Source organism: Pseudomonas sp. MWU13-2862 (genome assembly GCF_023242495.1).
Classification (GTDB): domain Bacteria; phylum Pseudomonadota; class Gammaproteobacteria; order Pseudomonadales; family Pseudomonadaceae; genus Aquipseudomonas; species Aquipseudomonas gingeri_D.
Map to the genome: position 1 here is coordinate 44,447 of NZ_JALMEZ010000022.1, position 12,836 is coordinate 57,282.

Below are 12,836 nucleotides of genomic sequence, written 5' to 3' on the forward strand. Positions count from 1 at the left end.
GACCATGAACACCCAAGGCAAAAAATCCGAAACGCCGCCAGTCGCCCGCAAGCTGGGCATCGTCGGCGGCCTAGGCTCACTGGCCGGCGGCGATCTGTTCTTCAAGCTGGTCAAATCCAGGGCGGTGCTGGCGGATCAGGGGCGCTATCACTTCCTTTTCGAACAGCATCCGTTCAAGGATGTGCTGCTGCCCCTGGACCGCGAAGCGAGCATGACCGCGCGCAAGTTCTATGTGTTTCAGGTCTGCCAGTCCTTCGAGGCGGGCGGGATCGACGCGGTGGTGCTGCCGTGTTTCGCCAGCCAGACGTTCCGTGAGGAGATCCAGCAGGAGCTGGGGATTCCGGTTCTCGACCTGATGGCGGCCCTGGCCGAACATATTCGCCGGATCGCCGAGCCGGGCACGCGACTGGGGATTCTGGCCTCGGACTATGTGCGTCACTCCGGTTTGTTCGAGCGCTATCTGGGCGGGGATTTCCAGCTGGTCTATCCCCCCGAATCGGACCAACGCGCCCTGATGGACGCCATGTATGGTCTCAACGGAATCAAGGACGGCTATCTGCAAGGTGTTCCGCTGGAAGGTGTGTACCAAGCTTGCCTGTCGCTACAGGAACTGGGCGCGAATCTGATCGTTCCGGGGTTGACCGAGCTTTCGCTGGTTTGCGCCGATTTGCAGCGGCGCGGCCTGAGGGTGCTCGACATCAACGAGATCTATGCCGCCGCCGTGACCACCGCCGACGATGAGCCAGCCCATGCACCGTTTAAACTGGGAATCGTCGGCGGTGTCGGTCCGGCGGCCACCGTGGACTTCATGGCCAAGGTGGTCCGTCACACCCCGGCGGGACGCGACCAGGACCATATCAAGATGGTGGTGGAGCAGAATCCGCAGATCCCGGATCGCACGGCCAATCTGTTGTTCGACGAAGCCGACCCGACCCTGGCGCTCTACGCCACCTGCAAGCGCCTGGAAAGTGCCGGCGCGCAGGCTATCGCGATTCCGTGCAACACCGCCCATGCCTTCGTCGAGCGGCTCCAGCCTTATTTGCGGGTGCCGATCATCAATATGCTCAGTGAAACCGTCGAGGCGATTGCCCGCCAGCACGGCAGTGGCAAGCATATCGGCCTGCTCGCCACCTCGGGCACGGTGCAAAGCCAGGTCTACCACCAGGCCGCCCGCCATGCCGGCTTGCCCTTGCTGATTCCCGGCTTCGATTATCAGGAGTTGGTGATGAGCGCGATTTATGGCGAGCGTGGCATCAAGGCCGGGTTCACCGATGGCCTGTGCAAGGAGCAGTTGCTGCTGGCGGTCGAGCACCTGTGTGAGCTGGGCGCCGAGGTGATTATCCTCGGCTGCACGGAGTTGCCCCTGGTGCTCAGCCATTGCGACGACTTCCAAGTGCGCGGTCACCGTGTGGCGCTGGTGGACCCGACTTCCGTTCTGGCGCTGCGCTGTGTCAGCCTGGCGACCTCGAGCCGATCTGCACGGATAACCTATCGTGGCTGAAATGCTATCGCCGGCAAGCCGCCTCCTACAATGGGTCGCGTTGGGTGTTATCTGCAGGCCTCAGGCGCTCCAGCGCTCCCGATACTCCAGCAGAAAATCGACAAACGCCTTCAACCGCAACGGCACATGTCGACCATGGGGGTAGAGCAGGGTGAACGGCCGCGAGCGGCCAGCGAAGGGGTGGAGCACTTCCACCAGCGAGCCGTCGGCCAGTTCCTTTTCGACAATGAAACGATAGGTCTGGAACAACCCGGCACCGTTCTTCGCCAGTGTCACTCCGCCCAATACATCATCGGAGCAGCAGTAGCTGCTCTCGGCCAGCAGCTCCCGCTCCTTGCCCTCGGCATCCTTGAACAACCAGGCAATCCGCCGACCGCTGCTGGGCAGTTCGAACTGGATGCACTCGTGCTGTGGCAGGTCTTCCAGGGTTTGCGGCGTGCCGGCTCGTTGCAGGTATTCAGGCGTGGCGATCACCACCAGCGCGGCGTCTTCCAGGTGCCGGGCGATCAGCCCCGAGTCGGGCAGCACCCGAACGCGGATCGCCAAGTCGTAGCCTTCTTCGACGAAGTCGATATTGCGGTTGCTGATATGTACCTCGACCTTCACCGCCGGATGGCGTTCACGAAAGGCCGGTAGCAACGGCAGGATACGGTGATGGGCGTAAGGCGTCGGGATGCTGATGCGCAAGGTGCCGGCCGGTTCCTGTTGCTTGCCCATGACTTCCCGTTGCGCTTCGGTCAGTTGGGTCAGGGCCTGCTTGCATTGTTCGAAGTAGCCGCGGCCGCCCTCGGTCAGGCGTACGCTGCGGGTGGTGCGGGTGAACAGGCGCACGCCGAGGCGTTCTTCCATGCGCGAGACCGAGCGACTCACCGCCGCCGGCGTGACCCCGGCCACCTGGGCGGCGGCGGTGAAGTTGCCGGCCTCGGCCGCCAGGCAAAACAGCTCGATGCTGCCGAGCATGAGGTCGTCGAACTGTCGTTGCATGATTGATTACACTGGGGGATCAAATGAGGTACGGGCATCCGTATTTATCAAATGAGTGTGGGGCAATAAAGTGAGTTCCACCAGCGCGTCGCCAAACCTTCTTTCAACCACTGGAGCACAGCATGCCTTTTGTCAGCGTTCGTATTACCCGTGAGGGCGTGACCCGCGAGCAGAAAGCCCAGGTCATCGCCGAAATCACCGAGACTCTGCAACGGGTGCTCGGTAAACCGCCGGAGGTGACCCATATCGTGATCGAGGAAGTGGATACCGATAACTGGGGGCATGCCGGCTTGAGCGTCACGGAGCACCGCAAGTCCAAGGAATAAAATCGGGTCCAATAGGGGGGCGAACCGATTCGCGTCTGCCGAGCATCAGGACGTGGTTAACCACGGTCTGTAGGAGCAGGGCTTGTCGGGACGCCGCATCGCCGCGAAGCTTTTGGCGATCTTGAAGGCCTCTTCGCTGGCAAGCCAGGCTCCTACAAGGGAGCGTGTTTCCAAGGTGAGTTCAGTGGCCAGCTACCACCCGCGCCGAACCTTCTGCAGGCTCGGCATACACCGGCCCCAGTCGATCCAGCCGACCGCTCCAGGCTGTCAGTGCCAGGGCCACCAGCACCACCAATCCGCCAATCCAGGTGGTATGGATCAGGCCCAGGTTGGCGACGATCAGGCCACCGATCCAGGCCCCGCCGGCAATGCCGAGGTTGAAGGCGGCGATATTCAGGCCCGAAGCCACATCCACCGCATGGGGTGTGTGATGTTCGGCCTGGCGCACTACATAGATCTGCAGGCCCGGCACATTGCCGAAGGCCACCGCGCCCCAGGCCAGCACGGTCAGCAGGACCAACCAGGGATTGCCGGCGGTGAAGGTCAGCACGAACAGCACCACCGCCAGCAGCAGGAAGATCAGCTTCAGCGCGCCAATGGGACCGCGTTTGTCCGCCAGTTTCCCGCCCCAGATATTACCCACCGCCACCGAGACACCGTAGACCAGCAGTACCAGGCTGACGGTGCCGGGCTGAAAGCCGGAGATGTCCTGAAGGATCGGCGCCAGAAAGGTAAAGGCGATAAAGGTGCCGCCATAACCGGCGGCGGTCATCGCATACACCAGCAGCAGACGCGGTTGCTTCAACACTTGCAGTTGTTGCAGCAGTGAGGCCGGCTTGTTGTGTGTGATGTTCTTCGGCACATAGATCAGGCTGCCGATAAAGGCGATCACACCCAGGGCGGACACGGCGAGAAAGGTTTCGCGCCAACCGAAATGCTGGCCGATAAAAGTCCCCAGGGGTACGCCGGTGACCAGGGCCACGGTCAGGCCGGTGAACATGATGGCGATCGCACTGGCGGCCTTTTCCTTCGGCACCAGGCTGGTGGCGATGGTCGAACCGATGGAGAAAAACACCCCGTGGGCCAGGCCGGTGACGATGCGCGCGAGGATCAGCGACTCGTAGCTCGGCGCTTGCCAGGCCAGCAGGTTGCCGAGGGTGAACAGTACCATCAGCGACAACAGCAGGAGTTTGCGCGGGACCTTGCCAGTGAGGGCGGTCAGCACCGGGGCGCCGATGGCGACACCCAGGGCATAGAGGCTGACCAGCAGGCCGGCGGAAGGCAGGTCGACACCGAGGTCGGCGCCGATGGTGGGTAACAGGCCAACGATGACGAACTCGGTCGTCCCGATGGCAAAGGCGCTGAGGGTCAGCGCCAGCAAGGCAATGGGCATGGCTGCAACTCCGGTAGGTTTGATCAGGAGCGCAGTGTCGGGGTTTCACTTGTGCGGAAAAATACAGGTAAAGGCACAACATATTTGATCTGTAGGCAAATATTCATACGATATCGAACCGTCCAAATACCTATCGGGACGAACAAACGAACTTTGCCGCCCCATTGGCACTCAGTCTCTTACAGAGATGGCTGATGAGGTGCCTGGTTTTGTCCCGATTCAATACGACGCTACTGCTGACCCTGTTGCTCTTGTGCGCCAGCGGCGGGGTGGGTGCCGCCACGCCGCTGCCGCTGCCTGCCAGCCCTCCCTCCAGCACACCCGCCAAACCCGATGTGCTGGTACAGGGCGGACTGCTCGGCACCCTCAGCTCCAGCATCGATGACGCGCAGAACCAGCTTGACCTCAACGGTCACCTGCTCGACGCCTGGCGCCTGCGGGCCGATCGCGCGGCCGACGAGATGGGGCAACTGGTCAGCCAGACCCGCGAGCGTTCGCCCTGGGGCGTGGCCGGCGACTTCCTGTTGTTATCGGTCGCCTGGCTCGCCAGCTTCGCGGCCCTGGTCAAGGCGGGGCGTTTCGCCGCCCGCCGCATCAACCGGCACCGCTGGTTGCAGCCCCGTGAGCGCAGTCAGTCCGTGCTCGGTTATGCCTTGCCTTACCTGTTGCCGGCGTTGCTCTCCCTGCCATTCACCCTCTATGTCGGTCACTTCCTGCCGGCCTCGGCGGGACGGGCGCTGGCGTTGTGCCTGACCTACGCCACCAGCAGCGGCATTTTCACCAGTGCGGCCCTGCTTTGCCTGACGGTGCTGTTCAACTTCGGCCACAAGCGCCAGGCCGTGCGGATCATTTGCGCGGACAGTCCGCGGCAGCTGTTTGCGATCGGTTTCCTGGCCGCCTTGAGCGATGCCCTGACCAGCCCGCAGATCGCCCTGCAACTGGGCAGCAATATCACCAGCAGCGTTGCGGTGTTCACGGCCCTGTTCGCCTCCATCCTGTTCGGCGTGCTGGTCTTCAGGTTGCGGCGACCGGTGGCGCACCTGATCCGCAATCGCCCGTTGAGCCAGCGCCTGAAGCAACCGGCGCTGCAGGAGTCGCTGCGGATCTTTTCCGGGCTCTGGTACTGGCCGATCCTGTTGATGGTGCTGGTCTCGACGGTCAACCTGATCGGTGCCGGCGAAGACAGCCAGAAAGCCTTGCGCTGCGCCTTGCTGACCACCGTGCTGCTGATTGCCACGGTGTTTCTCAGCACCGTGTTCCAACACCTGTTCAAGGCTCGTGGGATGGCGTCGATCCAGCGCAGCAGTGTGTACAAGGAACGCTTGCTCAGCGTGCTACACGCTGTGCTGCGTATCGCCCTGGCGGTGGGCTTTATCGAACTGCTGGGGCGGATCTGGGGTTTTTCGTTGTATGAATTCGCCGAGCAGAACAGCGTGGGCCGGGCCATCAGCGATTCCCTCAGCCGTATCGGCCTGATCCTGCTGGCAACCTGGTTGCTCTGGGTGGTGCTCGACACCGCGATCCAGGAATCCCTCAAACCGCCGATCAACCGCCGCGCTTCGCGCCAGCCGAGCATGCGGGCGAAAACCATCCTGCCGCTGCTGCGCAATGCGTTGAAAGTGATCCTGCTGGTGATCGGTGCGATCACCACCCTGGCCAACCTGGGGATCAATGTCGCGCCGTTGCTGGCCGGTGCCGGGGTGGTGGGGCTGGCCATCGGTTTCGGTTCCCAGCAGTTGGTACAGGACGTGATCACCGGGCTGTTCATCATCATCGAGGACACCCTGTCCATCGGCGACTGGGTGGTGCTCGATTCCGGTCATGCCGGTACGGTGGAGGGCCTGACCATTCGCACCTTGCGTCTGCGTGACGGCAAGGGGTTCGTGCACTCGGTGCCGTTCGGCCAGATCAAGGCGGTGACCAATCAATCTCGGCAATTCGCCTTTGCGTTTTTCTCGGTGCAGTTCACCTATGACACCGATGTCGACAAGGCCACCGAGTTGATTCGCGAGGCCGGGCGCTCGATCAGCGAGGACGCCCTGCTCAAGTTCAACCTGCAAGGTTCGCTGGAGGTGTTCGGGATCGATCGCATGGACCTCAACGGCGTGGTGCTGACGGCGCAGTTCCGCACGATCTCGGGCGGCCAGTACAGCGTGAACCGGGCGTTCAACGAGCGGCTGAAGAAGCTGGTGGACCAGAGTCCGTGGGTGCATTTCGCGCAGACTTATCCACAGCCGGTGATGCTGGCGCCGAGGGTGCCGACGGTAGAGCAAGAGCCCGCGCGCCCAGGGGCCGTGTAGGCGTTTTCAGAGACGGTACTGGGTCAGTTTTTTTCGGACTTCGGCAGCGGCCACCTGATCCAGTTCCAGCCAATATGACTGCTGCCCGGCGATCTCTGCCGCAGCCGGAACACCGTCGCGATACACCAAGCGATTCCCCGCCAGTGCCGGCACCTTGCTCCCCGGCAACAAGGTCCCCGCCAGGTTCAACGGATCGGCGCCGCACACCGTGATCAGGCTACCGTCCGCCGGGCGCCGACGCACTTCGCGCAACAACGGAATCGCCTCCGGCAAGGCAAACTGCTCACCCGCCAGACCGCTGATAAAACGCCCACCACGAATCTCGCCGCGGGCTTCCAATCGATGAAAGGTACGCAGCAATTCCCGCCAACTCGGCAACCAGTCCGCCTCACGCTCCAGCAAGCGCCAGAACACCACGCCGTAACGCCGCAGCAAGGTCATGGCGATATGTTCCAGGGTTTCGGCAGGCACTTGACCACCAGCCGGCACGACTACTGCGGAGCGCCGCAGCAAGGCCCAGCGTCCGGCATCGTCCATCCCGCCGACAAACGCCCCACGCCCACGCCGAGCACTGCGGGCCTGGCGTTTACTGGCCGGAGTGATCAGCGCCCGTAAGCCGGCAAAGCTGTCGGCATTTACCCAACCGGCGCCGACCAACTCCTGCAAGGCGGTTTCCAGCTCGGTGGGCAGCAGATGCGCCTCGTGCAGCAACTCATCGAAAAACAGCGCGCCCTGTTGCGTCAGCGCGGCATGAACCTTTTGCGTGCGCGGCGACAACTCTTCCACCGCCGTCTGTTCCGCCAGGCTGCTCCACAGCGCGACCTGGCCTCGGGGCAGCAACACCACCGGCGTACTGCGCGAGGCCGCGCTGGCGCTTTTGCCACGGGCACTGAGGCGGGCCCAGACCAGCTTGCCCGAGCGACACAACTCATCCAGCCAGCCCGGCGAATACTCCTTGATCCGCGCGGCCAGCACATCGCTGTCCCAGGCCCCGGCGGCAACCGGGTATCCTTCGAACTGGCTGACGATCATCGCCAGGGCCGCGCTGCCCTGGCCCTGGCAGGCGGGGGAAAGGTGTTGCCAGTCGAACAGGAAACGCATGAAGTCCTGCACCGCCACTGGCTCGATTTCCCGGCGCAGGCGCTTGACCGTGTAACGGTGGATGCGCGCCAGCAGGTGACGTTCGCACCACTGTTCCCGAGGTGCCCCCGGACTGAACTGACCCCGCAGCACATAACCTTCGCTTTCCAGCTTCGCCAGGGCCTGGGTCAGTGTGGCGCTGGAGAGCGCCAGGGGCTCGGCGATCTCGGGCAACGTCAGCGGGGAAAAACCGCTGAGGCGGGCGCGGACCACCTCGACGGCAGCCTCATCGGCCTCCCACGGCTGATCGAAACCCACTGGCGGTTGCAAGGGCGGGTTCCGCAACGCCTGTGGATAAAGTGCTTGCAGGCAGGTCAGGCGTTCCAGGGCGGTCCACAGTGCGTGGGATTTATCGACTTGCAAACGTGTGGCGCGACCTTGTACCGCGAGCGCCGCCAGCCAGGCTGACCACGAGGGATTGGCCTGGGCTTCGGCCTCGGTGATCGCCGCCAGGCTCATCAACGCCTCATGCATTTCATCCTCGCCGTTCGGTGCGGGCCAGGCTTCCTCGGTCACGGCCCGGATGGCTTCGGCATCCAAGGCGCCGAGGTCGTCGGTGCTGGTGGGATCGCTCCAGCGACGGTTCAGCACCGCCTGGGTGCGACGCTCTTCCAGCGGCGCGTCGTCGAGAAAAGTGTACGGCCGGGCGCTGAGAATTTCCGCCGCCAGGGGCGAGGGCGCCGGCAGGTCGCGGGCGATCAGCCGCACGTCGCCGGCCTCCATGCGCCGCAACAGGGCCAGCCAGCCTTCGCAGTCCATGGCCTCGTGCAGGCAGTCGTCGAGGGTCTGTTCCACCAGCGGGTGGTCGGGAATCTCGCGCTCGCCGGCAAGGTTTTCCAGGCAGGCGATCTGGTCCGGGAATACGCAGGCGGTCAGGTCTTCGCTTTTCATCCGCTGGATCTGCGGCGCCACCTTGCGTCCGCCGACAAAACGCGGCAGCGCCAGCGCGACCCCGGCATTCCAGCGCCAGCGCACGCCAAATAAAGGGGCGTCGAGCACGGCCTGGATCAGGATGTGTTCGGCCGTGCGGCTGTTGAGGTAACGCCAGACCTCGTCCAGGGCAAAGCTGTGGCTGGTGGACAGCGACAGCACGATGGCGTCTTCGCTGGCGGCAGCCTGCAATTCGAAGTTGAAGGTGCGGCAGAAACGCTTGCGCAAGGCCAGGCCCCAGGCGCGGTTGATCCGGCTGCCGAACGGTGTGTGGATCACCAACTGGGTGCCGCCGGACTCGTCGAAGAAACGCTCCATGATCAGGGTGTCCTGCGAGGGCAGGGCACCGAGGCTTTGGCGGGCGCGGGCCAGGTACTCGACGATCTGTTCGGCGCTGGCCGGGTCCAGGCCGAGGGTCTGGCGCAGCCAGTCGAGGCTCGGCTGCAAGTCTCCCGGTGCGGCGCCCAGCAATTTATCCAGATGGGCCTGCAGGCGCGCCACGGCGAAGGACAGCTCTGCACTGCGCCCCGGTGCCTCGCCGAGCCAGAACGGAATGCTCGGCGGCTGGCCGTGGGCATCCTCGACCCGCACCTTGCCGGTCTCGACCCGCAGGATGCGATAGGAACTGTTGCCCAGCTGGAACACATCGCCGGCGATGCTTTCCACCGCGAAGTCCTCATGCACCGTGCCGATATTCAGGGCCTGGGGTTCGAGCAGCACGCTGTAGTCGGCGTTGTCCGGGATGGTCCCGCCGCTGGTGAGGGCGGTCAGTTGGCTGCCACGGCGGCCGCGCAGGCTCTGGTTCAGGGCATCGCGGTGAATATAGGCGCTGCGCAGACCCTGTCGACTGTTGAACCCTTCGGCGAGCATCCGCAGCAGCGCCTGATAGTGGGCCTCGTCCAGCTCGGCATAGGGCGCGGCCCGGCGGATCAATTCCAACAGCGGCTGTTCCTGCCATTCCTGGCAACTGACCTCGGCGACGATCTGCTGGGCCAATACGTCCAGCGGAGCGCGGGGAATCAGCAAGGTATCCAGTTCACCCCGGCGCACGCAGTCGAGCAGGGCGGCGCACTCGATCAGTTCGTCCCGCGAAGTGGCGAACAGCCGACCCTTGGGCGTGCCGCCGACCTGGTGGCCGGAGCGTCCGACCCGTTGCAGAAAGGCCGCGATGGAGCGTGGCGAGCCGATCTGGCAGACCAGTTCCACCTCGCCGATATCGATCCCCAGTTCCAGCGAGGCGGTGGCGATCAGCACCTGCAGTTCGCCGCGCTTGAGCCGTTGTTCGGCATCCAGGCGCTGTTCCTTGGCCAGGCTGCCATGGTGGGCGGCCACCGCCTCCTTGCCCAGGCGCTCGCTCAAGTGCCGGGCCAGGCGTTCGGCCAGGCGTCGGGTATTGACGAAAATCAGCGTGGTGCGGTGCTGCCGGGCCAGTTCGGCCAGGCGTTCGTAGACCAGCTCCCAGACATCGTTGGCCATCACCGCCGTCAGCGGCACCGGTGGCACCTCGATGCCCAGGTCCCGGGGACGGGCGTGGCCGATATCGATGATTTCGCAGGCGCGACCTCTGCCCACCAGAAAACGCGACACCGCATCGATGGGCTTTTGCGTGGCCGACAGGCCGATACGCAGCAACGACTCGCCACACAATGCCTGCAAACGCTCCAGGCTCAGGGCCAGGTGGCTGCCGCGCTTGCTGGCGGCGATGGCGTGGATCTCGTCGACGATCACCGTACGAACAGTGCCCAGCATGCGTCGGCCGGAATCGGAGCCGAGCAGCACATAAAGCGATTCCGGCGTGGTCACCAGGATATGCGGCGCGGTCTTGCGCAGGCGCGTACGCTCGTTCTGCGGGGTGTCGCCGGTGCGCACCGCGGTGGTGATTGAGAGCGGCGGCAGGCCCAGGCGTTCAAGCTGCGCGGTAATACCTGCCAGCGGGTCCTGCAGGTTGATGCGGATATCGTTGGACAGCGCCTTGAGTGGCGAGACATAGACGATCAGGGTTTCGTCCGGCAGTTCGCCGCCCTGGGCCAGACCCTGCTGAACCAGGTCGTCGATCACCGCGAGAAAGGCCGTCAGGGTCTTGCCCGAGCCGGTGGGGGCGGCGATCAGCGTCGAGCGGCGCTGGCGGATCAACGGCCAGGCGCGGGCCTGGGCGCCGGTCACGTCCGGGAAGGTGTTGCGAAACCAGGCGCTGACGGCCGGGTGGAAACCTGCCAGGGCGTCATGGGCCGATTCGGGAAGATTCATGGGTTTATTTATGCGGTCGTCCGGCCCAAGTTGCAAGCCGATGGGCGCTCTCTGGCACTTTATCCGTGACGGTTGCGCGCAAAACCCGCAAAATGCAAGGATTCTGGCTATTGCCAGCGGTCGGCCACAAGCTGGCCGCCAATCACCATCGTTCTGAACAGACCTGGGCCTGCTGACTCTATGCGAATGCGCCTTATGTTACTGGGCGGCGGAAATGCCCTTGGGCAGGCGCTGATTCGCCTCGGTGCGGAGGAAGACATCGGTTTCCTCGCCCCCCGTCCGCCACAAGATGGCTGGGATGCCGCGAGCCTCACGCAACTGCTCGACGACACCCGTCCGGATGCGTTGATCAACCTCGCCTTCTACTTCGACTGGTTCCAGGCGGAGACGGTCGGCGAGGCGCGCCTGGCCGACCAGGAGCGCGCGGTCGAGCGGCTGGCCGAACTTTGCCAGCACCACAACATCATCCTGCTGCAACCTTCCAGTTATCGGGTGTTCGACGGCTCGCGGGCCACCGCCTACAGCGAAAAAGACGAACCCGTTCCTCTGGGGCTGCGTGGCCAGGCGTTGTGGCGGATCGAGCAGAGCGTGCGCGCCACCTGCCCGCAACATGTGTTGCTGCGCTTCGGCTGGTTGCTCGACGACAGTACCGAGGGCACCCTCGGACGTTTCCTGGCCCGGGCCGAGAAACCCGACGAACTGCTGATGGCCGATGACCGACGTGGCAACCCGACGCCCGTGGACGACGCGGCCCGGGTGATCATCTCGGTGCTCAAGCAACTCGATTGTGCCGCGCCGCTGTGGGGCACCTACCACTACGCCGGCCACGAGGCGACCACGCCGCTGGCCCTGGGGCAGGCGATTCTCACAGAAGCCCGGCAGTTGCACCCGCTGGCGATCGAGGCGCCTACCGCCCAGGCTCATGCCGCGCGTCCAGATGCGGCGGAAGAGCCGCAGCACGCGGTGCTGGCCTGCAAGAAAATCCTCCATACCTTCGGCATCAAGCCGCGCGCCTGGCGTGCGGGGTTGCCGGCGCTACTCGACAGGTTCTATCGTCATGGCTGATGCCCCCATTCTTATCACCGGCGGCGCCGGCTTCATCGGCTCGAACCTGGCCGAAGCACTGCTGGAGCAAGGTTACTCGCTGCGTATCCTCGATGACCTATCCACCGGCAAACGCGGCAACCTGGCCCTGGACAATCCGCGGGTCGAACTGATTGAGGGCGATGTGGCCGATGCCGCCTTGGTGACACAAGTCATGCGTGGTTGTCAGGCCGTGGTGCACCTGGCGGCGGTGGCTTCGGTGCAGGCTTCGGTGGAGGACCCGGTGCGGACCCACCAGAGCAATTTCATCGGCACGCTGAATGTTTGCGAGGCCATGCGCCAGACGGGCGTCAAGCGGGTGTTGTTCGCTTCCAGCGCGGCGGTCTACGGCAATAATGGCGAAGGCGAGTCCATTGTCGAGGACACCACCAAGGCCCCGCTGACGCCCTATGCCTCGGACAAGCTGGCCAGCGAGCAGTACCTGGACTTCTACCGCCGCCAGCATGGCCTGGAACCGGTGATCTTCCGTTTCTTCAATGTCTTCGGGCCGCGCCAGGATCCGTCCTCGCCGTATTCCGGGGTGATCAGTATTTTCTGTGAGCGGGCGTTGAAGGGTTTGCCGATCACCATCTTCGGCGATGGCGAGCAGACCCGGGACTTTATCTACGTCGGTGATCTGGTGCAGATCCTGCTGCAGGCGCTTGAGGCACCGCAGGTGCAGGAAGGCGCGATCAATGTTGGCCTGAACCGGGCTACGACGCTCAGGCAGGTGCTGACGGCGCTGGGCGAGGTGGTCGGCGCACTGCCGCCGGTGACCTACGAGCCGGCGCGTTCTGGCGATATTCGCCATTCGCGGGCGAATAACCAGCGGATGCTGGAGCGTTTCGAGCTGGCCGAGCCGACGCCCATGAGTGTCGGCCTGGCGCGTTTGCTGGGGCGCTGAAGTCGATCACCCGAAATGAAAAAAGGCG

General features: G+C 64.1%; 8 protein-coding genes. 5 read left to right on the forward strand and 3 right to left on the reverse strand.

Annotated features, from left to right (window positions below; genetic code table 11):
• Positions 1–4 precede the first annotated feature (4 nt).
• Positions 5–1,501, forward strand: a complete 1,497-nt coding sequence (locus M5C56_RS29770; protein ID WP_103495541.1) for an amino acid racemase — start codon at positions 5–7, stop codon at positions 1,499–1,501.
• 60 nt (positions 1,502–1,561) lie between these two features.
• Here M5C56_RS29770 and M5C56_RS29775 read toward each other — a convergent pair whose 3' ends face one another.
• Positions 1,562–2,485, reverse strand: coding sequence for a LysR family transcriptional regulator (locus M5C56_RS29775; RefSeq protein WP_103495542.1), 924 nt, complete (start codon positions 2,483–2,485; stop codon positions 1,562–1,564).
• A 122-nt stretch (positions 2,486–2,607) separates the two neighbouring features.
• Between M5C56_RS29775 and M5C56_RS29780 the strand changes: the two genes are divergently transcribed.
• A complete protein-coding gene (locus tag M5C56_RS29780) occupies positions 2,608–2,811 on the forward strand; it encodes a 4-oxalocrotonate tautomerase family protein (RefSeq protein WP_100944373.1) in 204 nt (67 codons plus the stop codon).
• A 181-nt stretch (positions 2,812–2,992) separates the two neighbouring features.
• Here M5C56_RS29780 and M5C56_RS29785 read toward each other — a convergent pair whose 3' ends face one another.
• Positions 2,993–4,204: an MFS transporter gene (locus M5C56_RS29785; protein WP_103495543.1), complete on the reverse strand. Its 1,212-nt coding sequence runs from the start codon at positions 4,202–4,204 to the stop codon at positions 2,993–2,995.
• Positions 4,205–4,413: 209 nt separating this feature from the next.
• Between M5C56_RS29785 and M5C56_RS29790 the strand changes: the two genes are divergently transcribed.
• Positions 4,414–6,504, forward strand: coding sequence for a mechanosensitive ion channel domain-containing protein (locus tag M5C56_RS29790; protein WP_247263426.1), 2,091 nt, complete (start codon positions 4,414–4,416; stop codon positions 6,502–6,504).
• A gap of 6 nt (positions 6,505–6,510) precedes the next feature.
• On the opposite strand, the gene M5C56_RS29795 is transcribed toward M5C56_RS29790, so the two are convergent.
• Positions 6,511–10,821, reverse strand: coding sequence for a DEAD/DEAH box helicase (locus M5C56_RS29795; RefSeq protein WP_103495545.1), 4,311 nt, complete (start codon positions 10,819–10,821; stop codon positions 6,511–6,513).
• Between the two features lie 180 nt (positions 10,822–11,001).
• On the opposite strand from M5C56_RS29795, the gene M5C56_RS29800 reads away from it, so the two are divergent.
• Together M5C56_RS29800 and M5C56_RS29805 are read left to right on the forward strand one after the other, a co-directional pair.
• Entirely contained in the window at positions 11,002–11,886 is an 885-nt protein-coding gene (locus M5C56_RS29800; protein WP_103495546.1) for a sugar nucleotide-binding protein, read from the forward strand.
• Positions 11,879–12,808 (forward strand): NAD-dependent epimerase/dehydratase family protein, encoded by a 930-nt coding sequence (locus M5C56_RS29805; protein WP_103495547.1) that lies wholly within the window; start codon positions 11,879–11,881, stop codon positions 12,806–12,808. Before M5C56_RS29800 ends, M5C56_RS29805 begins: the two co-directional genes overlap by 8 nt.
• Positions 12,809–12,836: the final 28 nt, after the last annotated feature.